Source organism: Mycobacterium dioxanotrophicus, assembly GCF_002157835.1.
GTDB classification, from domain to species: domain Bacteria; phylum Actinomycetota; class Actinomycetes; order Mycobacteriales; family Mycobacteriaceae; genus Mycobacterium; species Mycobacterium dioxanotrophicus.
Genome location: NZ_CP020809.1, coordinates 2,131,249 through 2,150,690 on the forward strand (window position 1 = coordinate 2,131,249; position 19,442 = coordinate 2,150,690).

The following is a 19,442-nucleotide window of genomic DNA, read 5'->3' on the forward strand; positions in this document are numbered from 1 at the left end:
GACGCACATGCTCGCGCCCCACCTCTACACTGAACGTGTTATGAGTTTGCCCAGCAACAGTCGCCAGCCGGTCGCGGCCGTTCAGTCGGTGGACCGCGCCCTGCAGGTGCTGGAAATCCTGGCAAAGTTGCAGACAGCCGGGGTCACTGAGATCGCGGCTGAGATCGGCGTGCACAAGTCAACGGTGTCGCGGCTGATTGCGGTCCTGGAATCGCGGGGTTTCGTCGAGCAACTGTCCGACCGTGGCAAGTACCAGCTGGGCTTCTCGATCGTCCGGCTGGCGGGGTCGACCACCGCCAGGATGGACCTGGTCAAGCAATCTCAGGACATCTGCGATCAGGTCGCCGAGAAGACCGGCGAGACCACCAATATCGCGATACTCGACGGCGACCGGATCATCAACATCGTCGAATCCGTCGGCCGCGGTGAAATCGCGTTGCGCAGCTGGGTCGGCCAGAGCAACCCGGCGCATGCGACGTCCAGCGGCAAGATCCTGCTGGCCGCATTGCCGCCGTCGGAGGTGCGTGCGCGGGCAGGCCGCAAGCTGGAGGCCTATACACCGGCCACCGTCACGGATTTCGCCCGTCTCGGCACCGAACTCGAGGCGGCGCGAGAACACGGCTGGGCGCCGACGCGCGAGGAACTGGAGACCGGGCTCAACGCGGTGGCTGCTCCCATCCGGGACCACAACGGATCGGTCATTGCCGCGCTGAGCATTTCGGGCCCGGCCTACCGGTTGGAGCAGTCGAGGTTCGATGAGGTAGCCCAGGTGGCCATCGAGGCTGCCGAGCGGATCAGCCGTCGCATCGGCTATATCGGCTGACGGGTTTCGATCCGAAGTCACCCCGTCACCGCCGCAGCTCGGAGATAATCTCCCTCAGAGTTCTAGACCCCGGAGCCGCGGTGTGACCATCAGTGCGTTCGAACTGTTCAAAGTCGGCATCGGTCCGTCGAGTTCGCACACCGTCGGCCCGATGCGGGCTGCGGCGACGTTCGTTGCCGAGTTGCGTCAGGGCGGAATGCTGGATCGGGTGGCGGCGGTGTGCGGCGAGTTGTACGGCTCGCTCGCCGCCACCGGCCGCGGTCACGGCACAATCACTGCTGTCGTGCTGGGGTTGGAGGGCGCGGATCCCGAGACCATCGACCCGGACGTGATCGAAGCTCGATTCGCCGCGGTTGAATCGAGCGGCAGGCTGCAGCTCGGCGGCGTTCACGAGGTGCGATTCTCCGTGACCGGCGATGTGCTGCTGCATCTCGGGCAGCGATTGCCCCACCACAGCAACGGCATGCGATTCACCGCATCCGACGAGCACGGCGAAGAGCTACTGCGACGCGAATACTATTCGGTGGGCGGAGGTTTCGTGGTATCCGCCGACGCCGCAGGCGCGGACGCGGCCACCGATGCCGCCGTGCCCCCGCATGAGTTCGCCAGTGGCCGCCAACTTCTCGCGATCTGTGCCGAAACCGGTTTGAGTGTCAGTGAACTGATGTTGGCCAACGAAGTGACATGGCGCACGGAAGCCGAGGTTCGGTCCGGGCTACTCCACATCTGGGCGGTCATGCAGCAGTGTGTCGAACGCGGCATGGCGGCCGGCGGGGTGCTCCCCGGTGGGTTGGGGGTACGCCGGAGGGCAGCCACCCTGCTGGCTCGGTTGCAGACCGACGCTGATGAGCGTGACCCGTTGCGGGGCATGGAATGGGTGAGCCTGTATGCCCTGGCGGTCAATGAGGAAAACGCCGCAGGAGGCCGCGTCGTCACCGCGCCCACCAACGGTGCCGCCGGGATCGTGCCCGCCGTGCTGCACTACTGCCGCGACTTCATCGAGGGCTTCGGTGACGCCGATGTGGTGCGATTCCTGTTGACTGCCAGCGCTATCGGATCACTGTTCAAGGCCAACGCATCGATCTCGGGTGCTGAGGTCGGATGCCAGGGTGAGGTCGGATCGGCCTGTGCGATGGCAGCGGCGGGGCTCGCCGAGGTGCTCGGCGGTACGCCCGCGCAGGTCGAGAACGCCGCCGAGATCGGCATCGAACACAACCTCGGGCTCACGTGTGATCCCGTCGGCGGCTTGGTCCAGATCCCGTGCATCGAGCGCAACGCGGTCGCAGCCATCAAGGCGATCGCCGCGGCACGTATGGCCGTTCGCGGGGACGGCGTTCATCACGTCAGCCTCGACAGCGCGATCAAGACGATGCGCGACACCGGTGCCGACATGGCCGACGAGTACAAGGAGACGTCACTGGGCGGCCTGGCGGTCAACATCGCCGAATGTTGAGATCGTCACGGAAAGCGTTGGTAGCACTGCTCTTCGTCGCCTTGTAGACCGGAGCGGTACGCGAGGATGCGGGTGAAACCTGCGGGCAGTAGTTTGCCGTTGACGTCGCTGGCGGCGAGCCCGTTGACCAGCAGACCGGCGATGGCCTCGTCGGTATCGCCGGGGGAGAGGGTGAGTTTTCCTCCGGGTTCGGCCATCTTGGCTTGGCCGACGCCGGTGAGGCAGCCGGTGCGCATGGCCGCGACGGGGGTGTCCAGACTCAGTCCCTTTTCGTGTTGAACGGCCAGCGCGTAGCGGGAGGTCAGCACCGAGATGGCGGTGTTGTCGCCTTGCACCAACTGCTTCTGCTCTTCCTCGATCTTGGCCTCTCCCAGGGCTTCCAGGGCCGCGGTATCGACGATGATGGTGTTGTTGGCCGGGCAGTAGGACGCCGGTGGGGAGAGTTTGGCGTCGGGGCAGTCTTTGGCGTCGGTGCTCAGGGTCGGCGGCTTGGACGGTGAGTAGATGTCGCCGAGCACCTCCATGAGGTTCTGCAGGGTTCCGGTGTCGAGCGAGGTGTCGACCGGTTCGGTGTCGCCGTAGCTGTCGTACTCGAGGAAGTGCGGCAGGTCGCCCTGGCGTTTCTTGATCTCGTCCATGTCGATGGCCGCGCACTGGTCGCTGTTGCCGCTGAAGCCGATCTGGAACGCGCTGATCCGGTCCAGGGCGGAGCCGTGGCCGCGGGCCTTGCCGCCCCCCTCGTCCTCGGTCATCAGTGGGTCGCGCCCGTAGATGATGCCGGCCAACACGTGGTTGAGACCGTCGCCGGTGCTGAGTTCGAAGCGAGGTGAGTTTCCCGCGGCCACCCACCGCAGATACACCCCGCCGAAGCAGTCGGCCTGCTGCTCGCGTACCAGCACCGGATCCTTACGGCTCACGATGCCCGACTTGAACTGGATGGCGTGGCCGTATTCGTGCGCCAGGATCCCGACGATTCCCATCGCGGTGAAGTACTGCAGCGCGACCGAGAACATCACGCCGCGGTCCCAGGCGATCAAATCGTCGTTGTAACAGAAGAACGCGTTGACTTTTCCGGCGGTCGCGCTTCCGCACGTCTCTGGGGAACGAGGATCCTCGGAGTCGTAGGACACCAGTGTCTGTACGGGTTCGAAGGTCCCCGACAACGCGCCGGTGTAGTTCTTGCTCCAGAAGTCTTCGATGTCGTCGACGGCCAGCGCCGCGATCTCGTCGATCTGGCCGTTATCGGTGTTCTCGACGTCGCGGGTGGGCTGCGGGACATTCGGTCGTAGCCCGCTGTTGCCGTCGGTGACCGGTAGCCCGCCGACCCGATCCGGTTGGAACAACATCGATGTCGCCCGGCCCTGTACCACGTCGGCTCCGCAGCCCGCGACGAGCAATGTGCAACAAGCCATCACGAGCACAAGTCGCCAGAGGGACCGCTGCGTCGTCAAATTCGCCGCCTTTCGAAGTTCCGTGCCGAACCGGGGCTACCGCGGACCGTCGACGGCGTAGGTGCCGTTGTCATCGGTGAACTCGACGTTCACCTGTCGCGTCGCACCGTTGATCTGCACCTTGCAGGTGAAACTGTTGTTGGCGGCCACCTTCGGATTCTCACCGTTGTTGCAGTTGACCGATTCGACGTCGTTGGCACCGTAGCCGTTGATGGGGTCGGACAGGATCTCCTTCACACCCGATTCGGCCTGTTTGACGTCGAGCACCTTGCCGCCGCTGAAGCCGAACTGCCACACCGCGAAACCGCCACCGATCACGAGGATCGCCGCGATGGCCAACCCAGCGATCAACAGCGTCCGGTTGTTCGACGACTTGGTCGGTGCCGGAGGCGGGGGATACAACGGCTGGTTCGTGGGTTGGTTGTAGCCCTGCCATGGATTGGGCTGCGCACCGTAGGGCTGCTGCGGTGCGTTGTACGGCTGCTGCGGCGCGTTGTACGGCTGTTGTGGTGCGCCATATGGATTGGCTTGTGCGGGTGGTGGATTCGACGGGTTTGGGTTCCAGTACGACTGCCCACCGCCGGGGGCGGGATGTTGTGGTGCCGCCCCGGGCGCGGGGCTGGCTCCGCCCGGTTTTGCCCACCAGGGCTGGGGATCACTCATGACCTCTCCTTGTCAGAGGGGGAACGTCGACCGTCATGGGAAGCGTTGGTAGCACTCGTCCTCGGTGCCTTGGACGCCGGAGCGGTAGGCCAGGATGCGGGTGAACCCGGCCGGGAGCAGTGTGCCGTTGACATCGCTGGCGGCCAGGCCGTTGGTGAGGAGACCCGAGATGGCCTCGTCCGCGTCACCGGGGGACAGGGTGAGTTTTCCACCCGGTTCGGCCATTTTGGCTTGGCCGACGCCGGTGAGGCAGCCGGTGCGCATGGCCGCGACGGGGGTGTCGATGCTCAGCCCTTTGTCGTGCTGGACGGCCAGCGCGTAGCGGGAGGTGAACACCGAGATGGCGGTGTTGTCGCCCTGCAGCAGCACCTGCTGGTTGTCTTCGTCCTTGGCTTGCGCGAGCTTCTTGAGCCCCGGAAGGTCGACGATGATGGTGTTGTCGGCCGGGCAGTAGGAGACCGGTGGGGACAGTTTGGCGTCGGGGCAGTCTTTGGCGTCGGTGCTCAGGGTCGGCGGCTTCGACGGTGAGTAGACGTCGCTGAGCACATCCATCAGATTCTTGAGGGTGTCGGCGTCGATCTCGGTGTCCACCGCCTGGGTGTCGCCGTATCCATCGGGCTCAAGGAATTTGGGCAGGTCGCCCTGGCGTTTCTTGATCTCGTCCATGTCGATGGCCGCGCACTGGTCGACGTTGCCCGCGAAGCCGATCTGGAAGGCGCTGACCCGGTCCAGTGCCGAGCCGTGGGCGTTGGTCACGCCCCTGGCCGCGGCGGCGCGTTGGGTCTTGAGCTGGTCGCGGATGTAGATCAAACCCGCGAGCACGTGGTTGAGTCCGTCGCCGGTACTGAGTTCGAAGCGTTTCGAGTGTCCCGCGGCCACCCACCGCAGATAGACCCCGGCGAAGCAGTCGGCCTGCTGCTCGGCCACGAAGATCGGGTCGTCGTCGGTCAGGATCCCGGTCTTGTATTGGATCTCGTGGCCGTATTCGTGGGCCAGGATGCCGACCAGGGCCATCTCGCCGAAGTACTTGGACGCCACTGGCACGATGACACCGCGGTCCCAGGCGATCTCGTCCATGTTGGGGCCGTGGCAATAGCTGGCGTTGACCACCTTGTATGACGGCGAGCCGCACATGTCGACGCTGTTCGGGTCGCGCGAGTCGTAGGACAGCAGGGTCGTCACCGGCTCGAAGCGTTTGGGCAACGTCGAGTCGTTCTGGCTCCAGAACTCTTCGATGTCGTCGATGGCCAGCAGCACCATGCGGTCAATGTCGCCGCCGTCGCTGTTGTCCGCGGTCCGCTTGGGCTCGGGCGGGTTGGGCCGCAGGCCGCTGTGCCCGTCGGTGACGGGTAGGCCGCCGACCCGGTCGGGGTCGAACATCATCGATGTCGCATGGCCCTGCACAACCGTGCTGCCGCATCCGGTCAGCAATGTCGCGCAGCTCGCGATGACGAGCAAAGGCCACCAGAACGAACGCCGACCCGACAACTGCCCCCCGCCTTCCCGACACAGTGTTCACGCGCCGCCGGTGGGCAACGCAACGCCTCGAGTATCTCAGTATTGCGTCGGGCCGCGGGTCGCGTGATTCGATCGTCCGCAAACGACCACAATGGCTGCATCGAACACCGAACCCTAGATGATCTCCTCGACCGCGTCGTCGCGTACGCCGCGCGCCCCGGCACATCCGTCGTCGGCATCACCGGACCGCCCGGTGCCGGAAAGACCACGCTCGCCGAAGCGCTCGTCGCGGCTGCCGCGGCACAGCTGGGGCACGCCGCGGTCGTGCACGTGCCGATGGACGGATTCCACCTCGCCGACGTCGAGCTGCGCCGCCTCGGCCGGCTGGCCCGCAAGGGCGCTCCGGATACCTTCGACGCTGCCGGTTACGCGGCATTGCTGCAACGGATCCGTCTGCCGCGGGCCGAAGTGGTCTATGCGCCGGCTTTCGAGCGGGATCTCGAGCAACCGATCGCAGGGGCCATCGGCGTCGGGCCCGAGGTGCGGGTGGTCGTCACCGAGGGAAACTACCTCCTGCTCGACACAACGCAGTGGCGGGCGGTCGCGGCTGAGATCGACGAGATCTGGTACTGCACAGTCGATGACGCCGTACGGGTGCGGAGACTCGTCGATCGCCACATCCGGTTCGGCAAGCCCGCGGACGCTGCCCGACGCTGGGTGCAGGAGGTCGACGAGCCCAATGCCCGACTGGTCGCCGCGACCGCATCCCGCGCGGCAGGCGTCGTCAGGATGGCACCGTGAGCAGCGGCAGACCCACGAAAGCCGACGTTGCCAGGCTGGCCAAGGTTTCCACAGCGACGGTCAGCTACGTCCTGAACAACGTTGAAGGGCAGCGCATCTCAGAGCAGACCCAGGCCGCGGTGCGCAGTGCGGCTGCCGAACTGGGGTACCGACCGAACCTGGCGGCGCGCAATCTCGCGGTCGGTGGCAGCGGTGTGGTGCTCTACATCGTCGGCCGACTGTCGTTGGGCAACCTTCCCATCGAGGTCGGCAGCAAGCTGACCACGGCGCTGGCACGCCACGGTGTGGTGTTGTCTCTGCAGTTCGAGACCGACGACGACCGCAACGTCGTGGACGCCATCGCCGACCTGAACCCGATGGCCGTGACCAGCACCTTCCCCCTGACCGGGGACGCGCTGGCCGCGGTGGCGGCCGCGGGTATACCGCAGATCCACCTCGGCAGTTCGCAGCTGCATTCGATCGGCGCGCTGGACCGCAGCATCGGCGAGATGCGCGTCGAGCACCTGACGGCACGTGGGCATTCCCGGCTCGCGTTCGCGTACACCACCGACGAGGAACTGCGGCCGCTCGGTGATTACTGGCTCGTCGGATTGCGTGCGGCGGCCGAGCAGCGTGGGTTGCCCGACATCGAGGTCGCGAGCTTCGCTGCGGACGGATCGAACGCCGCGGACATCGTCGCCGACTGGGCTGCAGCGGGCGTGACCGCGATCTGTTCCCAGAGCGACGAGACGGCGTTTGTGGTGCTCCATGGGCTGCGCCGGGCCGGTTTGCGGTGCCCGCACGACATGGCGGTGATCGGCGTGAACGCCATCGACCTGGGCGCGGTGAGTTTCCCGCCGCTGACGTCGGTGGCGTTCGACGCGAAGGCGATCGTCGACGTGGCGGTCGCGGCGATGATGTCCGAGCTGGGCTATCCCACCGAACAGGAGCCGAGCAGTGCGGGCGTCGCGACGCTGATCGAGCGCGAATCCACCTGATTCGTCAAACCCTCGACGTGCCGTGACCAATCGCGCAGGCTACTTACGCGCATAACCAGGTCTGTGTAAACTCCGTTCTCGAACACAGAGAGGTGGATTTCCGTGACAGCGAGCGCGACCCAGAAGGTGTACTTCGACCCCTACGACGTCGAGATCAACACCGACCCGTATCCGACGTTCGCGCGCCTGCGCGACGAAGCGCCGCTGTATTACAACGAGCCGCACGACTTCTACGCGCTGAGCCGATTCGCCGACGTCAACCGGGCGCTCGTCGATCACGAGACCTTCAGCTCGGCCCGCGGCGCCATCATCGAGCTGATCAAAGCCAACATCGACATCCCCTCGGGCGCACTGATCTTCGAGGATCCGCCCATCCATGACATCCACCGCAAGCTGCTGGCCCGAATGTTCACGCCCCGCAAGATCAATGCGCTCGAGCCAAAGATCCGCGAGTTCTGTGCGCAGGCCCTCGACCCACTAGTGGGTGCGGGCAAATTCGACTTCATCACCGACTTCGGAGCCGTGATGCCGATGCGCGTGATCAGCGCGTTGCTCGGCATCCCGGAGGGTGATCAGGAGATGATCCGCGATCATGGCAACGAGCAGTTGAGAACCGAGGCGGGGCAACCCATGAGGGCCGCCAAGGAGGGTCTGGTCGATGGGTCGATCTTCGAGGCGTACATCGACTGGCGCAAGGACAACCCGTCCGACGACATCATGACGGACCTGCTCAACGTCGACTTCACCGACGAGCACGGCGTCACCCGCAAGCTCACCCGTGAGGAACTGCTGATCTACATCAATGTGGTGGCGGGAGCGGGCAACGAGACCACCACGCGGTTGATCGGCTGGGCGGCAAAGGTTCTCGCCGAGCATCCGGATCAACGGCGCCAGCTCGTCGAAAACCCGGGGCTGATCCCGCAGGCGGTGGAGGAGCTGCTGCGCTTCGAGCCGCCCGCCCCGCATGTGGCCCGGTACGTGACCCGCGACGTGGAGTTCTACGGCCAGACCGTGCCCGAGGGCAGCGTGATGATGATGCTGATCGGCGCGGCGGTGCGCGACAGCCGCCAATTCCCGCCCGACGCCGAGGTTTTCGACATTCACCGTGAACAGCGCCAGCACCTGGCGTTCAGTGTCGGCACCCACTACTGCCTGGGTTCGGCGCTGGCCCGGCTGGAGGGCCGCATCGCACTGGAGGAGATCCTCAAGCGCTTCCCGGTGTGGGAGGTGGACCTGGACAACGCCGCGTTGTCACCGACCTCCACGGTGCGCGGCTGGGATGCCATGCCTGCCTTTGTGGCGACCTAGTCGCTGGCAGGCAGGGGCTTGGCCTCTTTGAGGTTCAGCGCGGTGGTGCCGATCGACAGCGTGCCCGCACCCGCCTTGGTGACCAGCACCTCGGCGCCACCGTCGTCGACATAGCGCTTGCCCATCAGATTGCCGTCGGCGAAGGCAGGGTCGATCGTTGCGCCCGAATCCTTTTCGGCGTCGAGTGCGATCATCGCGACGCCGCCTGCGCGCAGATCGTCGAGGCTGTCGGCGCTGCGCACGACGATCACCTGGGTATCGCACACTTGGCTCTGGAGGCGGGTGCCGTTCTTGATCATGCTGACTCCTTGGAGATGGGCTGAAGTTCGTCGACGAGCTGGCGGCGCAGCACCTTGCCGGTGGCGTTGGTGGGCAGTTCATCGCGGAACACCACCCGGTCGGGGGTGCGGGAACCGCGCAGCTGCTGACGCACGTGCTCGCGTAACGCGTCGGGATCGGGCGAGGCGCCTTCGGCCGGCACTACCACGGCGACGATGATCTGCCCCCACTGCGGATCCTCCGGTCCGACGACGGCAACGTCGCGCACCGCCGGATGCTCGACGAGCACGTCCTCGATCTCGGCCGGGGCGATGTTCTCGCCGCCGCGGATGATGGTGTCGTCCGAACGGCCGCCGATGAACAGGTAGCCGTCCTGGTCAAGCATCGCAACGTCTTTGGTGGGAAACCAGCCTTCGGCGTCGAGCACCGAGCCGATGTCGGTGTAGCGACCGGAAACCTGTTCGCCCCGCACGAACAGCTCACCGGTCTCGCCGGGGCCGAGCACGGTGCCGTCGTCGGCGCGGATCTGCACCTCGATACCGGGCACCACCTTTCCCACCGATCCGAGCCGCCGAGCCACGGACGCATCGTCGGTGGCCAGCGCGGCACGGTGGTCCTCGGGACCAAGAACCGCGATGGTCGAACTGGTTTCGGTGAGGCCGTAGGCGTTGACGAAGCCGACGTCGGGCAGCAGCTGCAGGGCCCTGCGGACCAGGGGCAACGCGACCTTGGAACCGCCGTAGGCCAGATTGCGCAACGTCGTCAGTGTGCTGCCGGACGCCTCGAGGGCGGTGACGATGCGGTCCAGCATGGTCGGCACGACGGTCGCGGTGGTGACACCCTCGGACCTGGCCAGCTCAACCCAGCGATTCGCGTCGAAGGTCGGGAGGTAGACCATCTTCCGGCCGGCGTAGAGATTTGACATGGCCGCCCCGACACCGGCGATATGATACGGCGGTACGCAGATCAGTGCGGCGTCTTCGGGTGCGGCCGAGTCGAATTCGACCGTCCCGGTGATGTAGCTGGTGAGGTTGTTGTGGGTGAGCTCGACAGCCTTGGGGCGCGAGGTGGTGCCGGAGGTGAACAGCACCACCGCGACGGCATCGGGATCGACGAATTCCGATACGGGCTCGGACCGGCCGGCTGAGGCAAGGAACTCTTCGGAGCTGATGACCTGTTTACCGGCACCGGCCACGACTTCGGCGTATTCCGCATCGGCGATCACAAGCGGCTCGGCGAGCCGGCCGATGAGTTCACGCAGACCGTCGGCACTGAGCCGGTAATTGAGCGGGGTGAACGGTACCGCGGCGCGGGCAGAGGCGAACAGCAGAAGGGGCAAGAGCGCGCCCCCGGTGCCGACGTAGGCCACGTGGGCTGCGCCGGACGCCGTGATGACGCCCGCGCCGCCGTCGGCCAGCGCACTCAATTGCCCAGCGGTGAGGCGGATATCGTCGGACACCACCGCGGTGCGGTCCGGGTTGCCCGACACCGCCATCTCCAGCAGCAGCGAAATACTCATAGACCCTGTCCCGGTGCGTCGATGAAGATATCGATGATCGGATCATCCCCGCCACCGTATCGGGACAGGTCGGCGACGCCGGAGGCGGTGAGCACCTGCGAGTCGATGAAGCACTGTCCGGTGACCTCGGCAGCCGGACGGGACAGGATCTCGACGGCGGCATCGGCCATGATCTCCGGACTACGCGACGCAGCGAGCATGTCCGGACCGCCGGCACCGTTGGCGACGGCGGCGGTGGCGATGTAGGTCTCGGGCCATAGACAGCTGAAACCGATTCCGGCTCCGTCTTTTTCAGAGGCGTATTCGGCGGCCCAGCCCAGTGACAACAGCGTCATCCCGTATTTGGACAGGGTGTAGGAGGGATGGGCGCCGAGCCAGTACGGGTTCATGTTGATCGGCGGAGCCAACGTCAGTACGTGCGGATTGGCAGAGCCGCGCAGATGCGGCAGCGCGGCCTTGGTGAGCAGGAATGTGCCGCGCAGGTTGATGTCCATCATCAGGTCGAACTTCTTGGCAGGCAGCGCTTCGGTGGGTTCGGTGGCGATGGCGCTGGCGTTGTTGACGACGATGTCGATGCCGCCGAAATGCTCGACCGCGGTGTCGACTGCGCGCGCGACGTCCTCGTCGTTACGGACATCCCCGACCACCGCGACGGCTTTTCCGCCCGCGGCCTCGACCTCGGCGACTGCGGTGTACACGGTGCCCGGCAGCTTGGGGTGCGGTTCGGCGGTCTTGGCCAGCAGCACCACGTTCGCTCCGCGGCGAGCGGCGCCGAGCGCGATCGCCAGGCCGATGCCGCGGCTGCCGCCGGATACGACGAGGGTGCGATCGCTGAATGACTCCTGTGGGCTGGGCATGGGCCTCCTCGCGCGCCGCCGTCCTTTGATGGTATTGCCATTCTCATTTTTAGCAAGTCACGTAATCATAGGGCGTCCCCGGTGGACTGGGCCGGCCCTGGCCGCTTTCGGCCAGTACGCGCGCGGTATTTCCCTCGTGCGGTATTGGCATTCTCATTTTTGGCAAGTACGTTATCCATTGATGAGCGATGACGTACAGACCCCTTCGGGCATCCCGCTGGCGCCCGTGTACGGGCCGGGCGACCGGGCCGGCGAACCACCCGCGCCGGGCGCCTATCCGTTCACCCGCGGCAACTTTGCTTCCGGATACCGCGGAAAGACCTGGACCTTCCGGCAGTATTCGGGCTTCGGTACGGCCGAGGAGTCCAATCGCCGGTACCGCTACCTGCTCGAGCAAGGCGGCACGGGCCTGTCGGTCGCCCTGGATCTGCCCACCCAATGTGGCTTTGACTCCGACGACGACGAGTACGGAGAAGAAGTCGGCCGCGTGGGTGTCGCGGTGGACACCCTTGCCGATGCCGAGATTCTCTTCGACGGCATCCCACTCGACGCGATCAGCACGAGCTTCACCATCAACGGCACCGCAGCGATCCTGCTGGCCTTCTACGTCGCCGCGGCCGAACGCAAGGGCGTGCCGCGCGAAAAGCTCACCGGCACCATCCAGAACGACATCCTCAAGGAGTACGCGTCGCGCGGCACCTGGATCTGGCCGCCGGAACCGTCGCTGCGACTGATCGCCGACACCATCGAGTTCTGCGCGGCCGAGGTGCCGCGGTTCAACGCGATCTCGGTGGCCGGGGCACACTTCCGCGACGCCGGAGCCAACGCCGTACAGGAGATGGCCTTCACCCTGGCCGACGGCGTCACCTACTGCGACACGGTGGTCGAGCGCGGCCGCATGAGCATCGACAAGTTCGCTCCGCAGATCTCGTTCTTCTTCTACACCCACGGCGACTTCTTCGAGGAGATCGCCAAATACCGTGCGGGCCGGCGGCGCTGGGCCACCATCGTGCGGGAGCGCTACGGTGCCACCACCGACAAGGCGTCGATGTTCCGCTTCGGGTGTGTGTCCGGTGGTGCCTCGCTGTACGCACCGCAGGCTCAGAACAACTTGGTGCGGGTCGCGTACGAGGCTCTTGCGTCGGTGCTCGGCGGCGTGCAGTCGATGTTCACCGCCGCATGGGACGAACCGTTCGCGCTGCCCAGTGAGGAGTCGGCAACACTGGCGCTGCGCACTCAGCAGATCCTGGCCTACGAGACCGGCGTCACCAAAGTTGCCGATCCGCTGGGTGGTTCGTACTTCGTCGAAGCGCTGACCGATGCCACCGAAGCCAAGATCATCGCCATCATGTCCGATCTGGAGGCGCACGGCGGCATGGTGCGCTGCATCGAGGACGGCTATCTGCAGGGCCTGATCGCCGACGAGGCCTTCAAGATTCACAAGGAGATCGAGTCGGGCGAGCGGCCGGTGGTCGGCGTCAACAGGTTTGTCGTCGACGAGCCGGCGCCCGACCTCGCGACCTACGAGCTCGACGCCGAGGGGCGTGACCTGCAACTCAAACGGTTGAGCAAGGTCAAGGCAGAACGCGATGCGGCGGCGGTCGCGGAAAGTCTTGCCGCACTGAAGCGCTCTGCGGAAGGAACCGACAATCTGATGCACAAGCTGATCGACTGTGCCAACGCGTATTGCACGGTGGGCGAGATGGTCTCGGCGCTCAAAGCGGTGTGGGGCGAGTTCCGGCAACCGGTGGTGTTCTAGTGGCCACCCGAGTGCTCGTCGCCAAGCCAGGGCTGGACGGTCATGACCGCGGTGCCAAGATCGTCGCACGCACCCTGCGCGATGCCGGATTCGAGGTCATCTACACCGGCATCCGGCAGCGCATCGAGGACATCGTCTCGATCGCGCTTCAGGAAGACGTGGCCCTGGTGGGTCTTTCGATCCTCTCCGGGGCGCACGTGGCGCTCACTGCTCGAACCGTCGAAGCGCTGCGGGCGGCCGACGCCGACGACATCGCGGTCGTCGTCGGGGGCACCATCCCGCAGGGCGATGTACAGAAATTGCTGGATGCAGGTGCGGCTGCGGTGTTTCCGACCGGCACCGCGCTCGAGCTCCTGGTGACCGAGGTTCGGGCTCTCACAGACAAGGTTTCAGGCTGATGCGTCTTGGCGTCATGATCGGGGCGGAGCGCGGCGACATGGCCCGCAAAGTCTCCAAGCTGATCTCCGATGTTCAGTGGGCCGAATCGGCGGGGTTGGACAGCGCGTGGATGCCGCAGGTGCCCAACGACTTCGACTGCCTCACCATGGTCGCGTTGATGGCGGCGAATACGTCGCGCATCGAGCTCGGGACCGCGGTGGTGCCCTTGCAGGCGCAGCATCCGATCGCGCTCGCCCGCCAAGCGCTTTCGGTGCACGCCATGTCGGCGGGCCGGCTGGCCCTCGGCGTCGGCCCGTCGCACCACTGGATCATTCGCGACATGCTTGGCCTGCCCTACGAGAAGCCGGCCGCCTACACCCGCGACTATCTGCAAGTGTTGAACGCCGCGATCGCCGGGCCCGGGGACGTTGACGTGGAGAACGATTCGTTCACGGTGCACAACCCCACGGTGCTCGGCGCGGATACCCCGATGCCGGTGCTGGTGTCCGCACTGGGCCCGGTGATGCTGCAGATCGCCGGCGAGCACGCCGACGGCACATCGTTGTGGATGGCCGACGAGAAGGCCATCGGCGAACACATCGCGCCGAGGATCACCAAGGCCGCCGCGGACGCGGGTAGGCCCGCGCCGCGCATCGTCGCAGGCATCCCGGTCACGCTGTGCGCCAACTCCGAGATCGAAACCGCCAAGGACCGGGCCAACCGCGTGCTGGCCGAGGCCGAGACGTCGCCGAACTACCAGCGGCTCCTCGACCGGGGCGAGGCCCGTACTGTCGGCGATCTGTGTGCGGCCGGTGACGAGGAGTCAATCCTCAAGCGGTTCAAACAGTTCGCCGACGCCGGTGTCACGGATCTGTCGGTGCGGTTGTTGCCCATCGGGGACAACCGCGACGAGCTCATCGCCTCGAAGTACCGCACGCGTGAGGTGATCGCCGAACTCGCGAAGCGCCTGCGGTGACCGCGCCGCTGGCGGGCGTCCGCATCATCGAGGTCGGCGTCATGCTCGCCGGCCCGTACGCGACCATGATGTTGGCGGACCTGGGCGCCGAGGTGCTCAAGGTCGAGCCGCTCGGCGGTGAGATCTCCCGGCAGGTCGGTGACAGTTACTTCGCGAGCCTGAACCGGGGCAAGCGCAGTATCTGCCTGGACCTCGCGTCTGGCGACGGTAAAGCGAAACTCGCTGAACTGGTTGCTGATTCACATGCCCTACTGGTCAACATGAAGCCGTCGGTGATCCGCAGGCTCGGCCTCACCTACGAGGCACTGCGGCAGTTCAATCCACAGATCGTCTGTGTGGCGATGACGGGGTTCGGACTCGACGGGGGAGACGACCCGGCGTTCGACTATGTGATCCAGGCGGCCACCGGGGTGGCGGCGATGACAGGTGACCCGGACGGTCCGCCCACCCTGCCCGGGTATTCGTCGGCCGACAATTCGACCGGGCTGACCGCCGCGCTGGGTCTCTTGGCGATGATCGTGGCAGGCCGGGGCGGACAGGTCGACGTCTCGCTACGCGACGTGATGCTCTCACAGCTGAACTATCGCGCTGCGGCCTATCTCAACGACGGCGCAGAGCCGCGCCGGTACCCGTTCGGTGCCCACTCGTATTATGTTCCGGCCCAGCTCTTTCCCACCGCTGACGGCTACCTGGCACTGTTCGTCACCCACGACGGGTTCTGGAGATCGTTCGCGAACGAGGCAAAGATCGACGGTTTCGCAACCATGGCCGAGCGTGCGGCACGTCGCGACGAGGTTCTGAGTGTGGTGACCGCGGCGCTGGCCACCGACACCGCGCTCGGGTGGGAGGCGCGACTCAAACCGCTGGGTATCCCGGCGGCGGCCGTGCGCACCCTGCCCGAGGCGTTGGCGGACACGCCGCAAGCCGTGGTCGGCGCCGGGGATTTCCGGTTGGTAGGCAGCCCCATTCGCATCGCCGGGTATGCGCCCGACTACCGTCCGCCGCCGGCACTGGACGAGCGCTCGGCTGCTCAATCTTCGTCGTAGGAGACCGTCACCAGATCGCAGTCCGGGATCGCCTGGCAGGTCAGCACATAGCCGTCGGCGACCTCGTCGTCGTCCAACGCATCGTTGACCCGCATCGTTGCGGTGCCCTCGAGGAGTTTGGCCATGCAGGTGCCGCAGTTGCCCGCCTCGCAGGAGAACGGCGGCGTCATCCCGGCGCGGCGAGCGCTTTCCAGCAGCGTTTCCCCCGGTCGCCGCGGCACGGACACCTGGTCGTTTTCGAACATGATCGTCACCTGGCCGCCGGTTTCGCTGGCGGCCGTGGCGGACATCGGTTCTGCCGTCATGAGACTCCCTGTGCACTATCATTCTGACGTAGCGAGAATATCATTCTCTATAAATGATAGTATCTTCTCAACCGTCCGGCAGGACGATCTGACTACGGAGAGGTCGGCGAAGGTGTCCGATGAGTCGAGTCGTGGCTGACGCCGTCGCGCTCGCGTACGGAGACCGCGAGTACACCCGCGCCGACCTGGCCGCACTCAGCAGCGGGGTAGCCGAGGTGCTGCGCCGCAGGGGAGTCGGGCATGGGGACCGGGTGGCCCTGATGTCGTCCAACCGGCCAGAGTTCGTGACCGCCCTGCAGGCCATCTGGAGTCTCGGTGCGGCCGCGGTGTTGCTCAGTCCCGCCTGGAAGGCCGGCGAGGTGGGCCACGCTCTGGCGCTGACGGCTCCCGGACATGCGGTGGGCGATCACGATGTGCTGGCTGCGCACATGCCGATGCTGCACCTCGATGAGCTGGTCGACGCATCAGCCGGCACCGAACCGTGGACATACCGGCCGCCCGAACTCGACGCTGACGCCCTGTTCGTGTTCAGCTCCGGCACCACGGGGCTGCCCAAGGCGGTCCGGCACACCCACCGCGGTTTCGCCGCGGCGATTCGCCATTGGCGGTCCGCGCTGGGCCTGACCGCCACCGACCGGCTGCAGATCATGACACCGCCATCGCACATCCTGGGACTGCTCAACATCGCGATGGCCCTCGACACCGGGGCCTGGATTCGACTGCATCCGCGCTTCGAGGTCGAAACCATGTTGCGCCACATCGAATCCGACCGGATCACGATCGAAATGGCAGTGGCGCCCATCGCCTTGGCACTCGCCGCGCATCCCCACCTCGAGCGCCACGACCTGTCCTCGCTGCGTTACATCATGTGGTGCGCCACGCCGGTCACCCGCAGCATCGCCGACGCCGTGACCGCACGGTGCGGGGTGAGCTGGGTGACGGCCTACGGCGCAACCGAACTGCCCGTCATCAGCTGTAATCCGTTGAGCGGCGCGCGCATTGACACCGTGGGGCGGCCCGCAGCAGGGGTCAGCGTCCGGATCGGTGACGGCGGTGAGATCCAGGTGTGCTCGGAATCAGTGATGGCCGGTTACCTGCCGGCCGAGGCCGGCGCCGACGCGTTCTGCGACGGCTGGTATCGCACCGGCGATATCGGCCACCTCGATGACGACGGCTTTCTCCACATCACCGACCGCAGCAAGGACATGGTCAAGGTGCGTGGATTCCAGGTCGCACCCGCCGAGGTCGAGGACGTACTGCACGGCCATCCCGCGGTGGCGGACTGTGCCGTGTTCGGCGAGCCCGACCCGGCCGACGGCGAGGCCGTCGTCGCCATCGTGGCCACCGCGTCCGCGGTGACCGCCGCGGAGCTCATAGACCATGTCGGGGACCGCCTGGCGTCGTACAAGCGGCCCGCCCGTGTCGAGTTCGTCACCGAAATACCCCGATTACCGTCCGGAAAGGTACTGCGACGAGTGTGCAAGGAGCGGCATGGACGTCCGTCTGACGGCTGAACAGCAGCAGCTGCGCGAGGCCGCGGCCAAGCTGGCCGACGATCTGGGACCCGGTGCGGTCCAGGAGTTGTCGGATGACGGGCGGATCGCCCGGTTGGAGAACACCGTGGCCGCCACCGAGTGGCGCACGCTGCGTTCGGACGGGGCCTCCGGGGTGGAGGTGGCGATCGTCGCCGAGGAGTTCGCGCGCGGGCTGGTCGATGTGCCGTTCCTCGGGCCGGTCTTGGCCGACGATCTGTCGCGCCGCCTCGGCCGGGCGGTGGCGGTCGCTGCCGACGGCGCAGGCCCGGCCGCAGTGGATCTGACCCGAAGCTCCGTCGGCGTGATCGAAACACCAAGCGAACTCGGCGATTTGACCGCCGAGGGCGCGCAGCGTTGGCGGGCACTGGCGCTGACCGCCACCGCGGCCGACCTGGTCGGGGCTGCCCGCGGGGCCCACGCCCTGGCTTGCGATTACGCGAAGGTACGGGAACAGTACGGCTCGACGATCGGCTCGTACCAAGCGATCGCGCACCTGCTGGCCGAGGGGCTGGCCCTGATCGAAGGGTCGGTCAGCGTGCTGCGGCACGCGGCGTGGGCCGTCGACGAACTAGAGGCACACGAGGCCGTGCAGGCCGCGCGGATCGCCAAGATCTACTGTGCCCGCGCCGCCCGCACCGTATGCGAGACCGCGATCCAGGTGCACGGCGGCATCGGCAACACCTGGGAGTGCCTGGCGCACGTGTATCTGCGCCGCGTCCTGACATCGACCGAACTGTGGCCCGTCGGACTGGAGGACATCGATCTTGGACTTTCGTGATTCAGCCGAAGAGGCGGCCTTCCGGGACCGACTGAGGACCTGGCTGGCCGACAACGCCGCATCCTTCAGGGCCTCCGGCGATGACTACTGGACCCGGATGGGGGCATGGCATCAGGCCCTTTATGCCGCAGGCTTTTTCGGAACATCGTGGCCCAAGGAGTTCGGCGGGCAGGAGCTGGCGCCGGTCTACGACGTCATCGTCGACGAGGAGCTCGCCCGCGCCGGTGCGCCGCCGCGGCCCAGCCTTGGCTACCTGGTGGTGGGCCTGGGCCAGCACGGCAGCAAGGAATTACAGCAGCGGTTCCTGCCCGGGATGATCAACGGTACCGAGCGCTGGTGCCAAGGATTCTCCGAGCCCGGAGCCGGGTCGGATCTGGCGTCGTTGACCACCACGGCAACCCGCGACGGCGACAACTACATCATCAACGGGCACAAGATCTGGACCAGTTACTCCGATGTCGCGGACTGGTGCCTGGTGCTGGCCCGCACCGACAAGAATGTCGCTCGGCACAAGGGCATTTCGGCCTTCATCGTGTCGATGCACCAGGACGCCATCGAGCAGCGGCCACTGCAGATGATCAACGGCGTCACCACCGAGTTCGGTCAGGTGACCTTCGACGGGGCGGTTGTGCCCGCCTCGCACATGGTCGGTGCGCCGGGGGATGGGTGGCGCCTTGCCATGACCGTGGTCAGCCATGAGCGCGAACCGTCGACCCTGGGATACTCCGCACGGTACGGAAAGCTGGTGCGCGAGATGGCGTCTCGGGTTGAGGGCAAGGTTCCGGATGACCTGGCGTGGGCGGCGGTGCAGGCCGAGATGCTGCGCCTGCACGTCCGCCGCCGACTGTCCGAACAGCTCGACGGCATCAACCACGGGCCGCAGGGATCATTGGACAAGCTGTTGATGACGTGGGTCGAGCAATCTGTCGGCCATGCCGCACTGGCGGTCAGCGGCGCCCGCGATCCCGAATTGCTCAGCGCTTATCTCTACAGCCGCGCGCAGAGCGTCATGGGCGGCACGTCGCAGATCCAGAAGAACATCATCGCGTCGCGAATCCTCGGACTGGGGGTATGAG

Annotated in this window: 19 protein-coding genes; 12 read left to right on the top strand and 7 right to left on the bottom strand. The window is 66.2% G+C overall.

The window, feature by feature from the left end:
* The first annotated feature begins 40 nt into the window (after positions 1-40).
* Together BTO20_RS10280 and BTO20_RS10285 are read left to right on the top strand one after the other, a co-directional pair.
* Positions 41-823, top strand: coding sequence for an IclR family transcriptional regulator (locus tag BTO20_RS10280; RefSeq protein WP_087075543.1), 783 nt, complete (start codon positions 41-43; stop codon positions 821-823).
* Positions 824-905: 82 nt separating this feature from the next.
* Positions 906-2,276 (top strand): L-serine ammonia-lyase, encoded by a 1,371-nt coding sequence (locus BTO20_RS10285; protein WP_087075545.1) that lies wholly within the window; start codon positions 906-908, stop codon positions 2,274-2,276.
* A 5-nt stretch (positions 2,277-2,281) separates the two neighbouring features.
* Here the strand turns inward: BTO20_RS10285 and BTO20_RS10290 are convergent, their stop codons facing one another.
* From BTO20_RS10290 to BTO20_RS10300, 3 genes are all read right to left on the bottom strand, one after another.
* Positions 2,282-3,688 carry a neutral zinc metallopeptidase gene (locus BTO20_RS10290; RefSeq protein ID WP_198344321.1) on the bottom strand — a complete coding sequence of 469 codons (1,407 nt, stop codon included), beginning with the start codon at positions 3,686-3,688 and terminating at the stop codon, positions 2,282-2,284.
* 75 nt (positions 3,689-3,763) lie between these two features.
* A complete protein-coding gene (locus BTO20_RS10295; RefSeq protein WP_087075547.1) occupies positions 3,764-4,390 on the bottom strand; it encodes a DUF4333 domain-containing protein in 627 nt (208 codons plus the stop codon).
* A 33-nt stretch (positions 4,391-4,423) separates the two neighbouring features.
* Positions 4,424-5,878, bottom strand: a complete 1,455-nt coding sequence (locus BTO20_RS10300) for a neutral zinc metallopeptidase (protein ID WP_232491100.1) — start codon at positions 5,876-5,878, stop codon at positions 4,424-4,426.
* A gap of 96 nt (positions 5,879-5,974) precedes the next feature.
* On the opposite strand from BTO20_RS10300, the gene BTO20_RS10305 reads away from it, so the two are divergent.
* The 3 genes from BTO20_RS10305 to BTO20_RS10315 all read left to right on the top strand — a co-directional run bounded on the left by BTO20_RS10305 (position 5,975) and on the right by BTO20_RS10315 (position 8,934).
* Positions 5,975-6,649: a nucleoside/nucleotide kinase family protein gene (locus BTO20_RS10305; protein ID WP_408632191.1), complete on the top strand. Its 675-nt coding sequence runs from the start codon at positions 5,975-5,977 to the stop codon at positions 6,647-6,649.
* Positions 6,646-7,626, top strand: coding sequence for a LacI family DNA-binding transcriptional regulator (locus tag BTO20_RS10310; RefSeq protein ID WP_087075552.1), 981 nt, complete (start codon positions 6,646-6,648; stop codon positions 7,624-7,626). Before BTO20_RS10305 ends, BTO20_RS10310 begins: the two co-directional genes overlap by 4 nt.
* Positions 7,627-7,728: 102 nt before the next feature.
* A complete protein-coding gene (locus tag BTO20_RS10315) occupies positions 7,729-8,934 on the top strand; it encodes a cytochrome P450 (protein ID WP_087075554.1) in 1,206 nt (401 codons plus the stop codon).
* Here BTO20_RS10315 and BTO20_RS10320 read toward each other — a convergent pair.
* Genes BTO20_RS10320 through BTO20_RS10330 form a run of 3 tightly spaced genes read right to left on the bottom strand, consistent with a single transcriptional unit; the run spans position 8,931 to position 11,589 of the window.
* Positions 8,931-9,233: a hypothetical protein gene (locus BTO20_RS10320; RefSeq protein ID WP_083163550.1), complete on the bottom strand. Its 303-nt coding sequence runs from the start codon at positions 9,231-9,233 to the stop codon at positions 8,931-8,933. The genes BTO20_RS10315 and BTO20_RS10320 overlap by 4 nt on opposite strands.
* Positions 9,230-10,732, bottom strand: coding sequence for a class I adenylate-forming enzyme family protein (locus tag BTO20_RS10325; protein ID WP_087075556.1), 1,503 nt, complete (start codon positions 10,730-10,732; stop codon positions 9,230-9,232). Before BTO20_RS10325 ends, BTO20_RS10320 begins: the two co-directional genes overlap by 4 nt.
* The gene (locus BTO20_RS10330; RefSeq protein ID WP_087075558.1) at positions 10,729-11,589 is read right to left on the bottom strand and encodes an SDR family oxidoreductase; all 861 of its coding nucleotides are present in this window, start codon (positions 11,587-11,589) and stop codon (positions 10,729-10,731) included. The genes BTO20_RS10325 and BTO20_RS10330 overlap by 4 nt, the downstream gene beginning before the upstream one ends.
* A gap of 181 nt (positions 11,590-11,770) precedes the next feature.
* Here BTO20_RS10330 and BTO20_RS10335 point away from each other — a divergent pair, with 181 nt between their 5' ends.
* Genes BTO20_RS10335 through BTO20_RS10350 form a run of 4 tightly spaced genes read left to right on the top strand, consistent with a single transcriptional unit; the run spans position 11,771 to position 15,748 of the window.
* Entirely contained in the window at positions 11,771-13,348 is a 1,578-nt protein-coding gene (locus tag BTO20_RS10335; RefSeq protein WP_087075560.1) for a methylmalonyl-CoA mutase family protein, read from the top strand.
* Entirely contained in the window at positions 13,348-13,746 is a 399-nt protein-coding gene (locus tag BTO20_RS10340; protein ID WP_087075562.1) for a cobalamin B12-binding domain-containing protein, read from the top strand. Before BTO20_RS10335 ends, BTO20_RS10340 begins: the two co-directional genes overlap by 1 nt.
* Complete coding sequence (locus BTO20_RS10345) at positions 13,746-14,702, top strand: LLM class F420-dependent oxidoreductase (RefSeq protein WP_087075564.1); 957 nt, start codon at positions 13,746-13,748, stop codon at positions 14,700-14,702. Before BTO20_RS10340 ends, BTO20_RS10345 begins: the two co-directional genes overlap by 1 nt.
* Positions 14,699-15,748, top strand: a complete 1,050-nt coding sequence (locus BTO20_RS10350) for a CaiB/BaiF CoA transferase family protein (RefSeq protein WP_087075566.1) — start codon at positions 14,699-14,701, stop codon at positions 15,746-15,748. Before BTO20_RS10345 ends, BTO20_RS10350 begins: the two co-directional genes overlap by 4 nt.
* Here BTO20_RS10350 and BTO20_RS10355 read toward each other — a convergent pair.
* Positions 15,733-16,053, bottom strand: a complete 321-nt coding sequence (locus BTO20_RS10355; RefSeq protein WP_087075568.1) for a 2Fe-2S iron-sulfur cluster-binding protein — start codon at positions 16,051-16,053, stop codon at positions 15,733-15,735. The two genes, BTO20_RS10350 and BTO20_RS10355, sit on opposite strands and share 16 nt — an antisense overlap.
* A gap of 119 nt (positions 16,054-16,172) precedes the next feature.
* Here BTO20_RS10355 and BTO20_RS10360 point away from each other — a divergent pair, with 119 nt between their 5' ends.
* Genes BTO20_RS10360 through BTO20_RS10370 form a run of 3 tightly spaced genes read left to right on the top strand, consistent with a single transcriptional unit; the run spans position 16,173 to position 19,441 of the window.
* Entirely contained in the window at positions 16,173-17,567 is a 1,395-nt protein-coding gene (locus BTO20_RS10360) for a class I adenylate-forming enzyme family protein (RefSeq protein WP_087075570.1), read from the top strand.
* Positions 17,545-18,366 carry an acyl-CoA dehydrogenase family protein gene (locus BTO20_RS10365; protein WP_087075572.1) on the top strand — a complete coding sequence of 274 codons (822 nt, stop codon included), beginning with the start codon at positions 17,545-17,547 and terminating at the stop codon, positions 18,364-18,366. The genes BTO20_RS10360 and BTO20_RS10365 overlap by 23 nt, the downstream gene beginning before the upstream one ends.
* Complete coding sequence (locus BTO20_RS10370; protein ID WP_087075574.1) at positions 18,353-19,441, top strand: acyl-CoA dehydrogenase family protein; 1,089 nt, start codon at positions 18,353-18,355, stop codon at positions 19,439-19,441. Before BTO20_RS10365 ends, BTO20_RS10370 begins: the two co-directional genes overlap by 14 nt.
* Position 19,442: the final 1 nt, after the last annotated feature.

Excerpts from the sequence above, each read along its gene's own strand:
- BTO20_RS10355 (WP_087075568.1), bottom strand. The coding sequence starts at position 16,053 with ATGACGGCAGAACCGATGTCCGCCACGGCCGCCAGCGAAACCGGCGGC.
- BTO20_RS10335 (WP_087075560.1), top strand. The coding sequence starts at position 11,771 with ATGAGCGATGACGTACAGACCCCTTCGGGCATCCCGCTGGCGCCCGTG.
- BTO20_RS10365 (WP_087075572.1), top strand. The coding sequence starts at position 17,545 with ATGGACGTCCGTCTGACGGCTGAACAGCAGCAGCTGCGCGAGGCCGCG.
- BTO20_RS10345 (WP_087075564.1), top strand. The coding sequence starts at position 13,746 with ATGCGTCTTGGCGTCATGATCGGGGCGGAGCGCGGCGACATGGCCCGC.
- BTO20_RS10295 (WP_087075547.1), bottom strand. The coding sequence starts at position 4,390 with ATGAGTGATCCCCAGCCCTGGTGGGCAAAACCGGGCGGAGCCAGCCCC.
- BTO20_RS10330 (WP_087075558.1), bottom strand. The coding sequence starts at position 11,589 with ATGCCCAGCCCACAGGAGTCATTCAGCGATCGCACCCTCGTCGTATCC.
- BTO20_RS10280 (WP_087075543.1), top strand. The coding sequence starts at position 41 with ATGAGTTTGCCCAGCAACAGTCGCCAGCCGGTCGCGGCCGTTCAGTCG.
- BTO20_RS10290 (WP_198344321.1), bottom strand. The coding sequence starts at position 3,688 with ATGGCTTGTTGCACATTGCTCGTCGCGGGCTGCGGAGCCGACGTGGTA.
- BTO20_RS10320 (WP_083163550.1), bottom strand. The coding sequence starts at position 9,233 with ATGATCAAGAACGGCACCCGCCTCCAGAGCCAAGTGTGCGATACCCAG.
- BTO20_RS10325 (WP_087075556.1), bottom strand. The coding sequence starts at position 10,732 with ATGAGTATTTCGCTGCTGCTGGAGATGGCGGTGTCGGGCAACCCGGAC.
- BTO20_RS10360 (WP_087075570.1), top strand. The coding sequence starts at position 16,173 with ATGAGTCGAGTCGTGGCTGACGCCGTCGCGCTCGCGTACGGAGACCGC.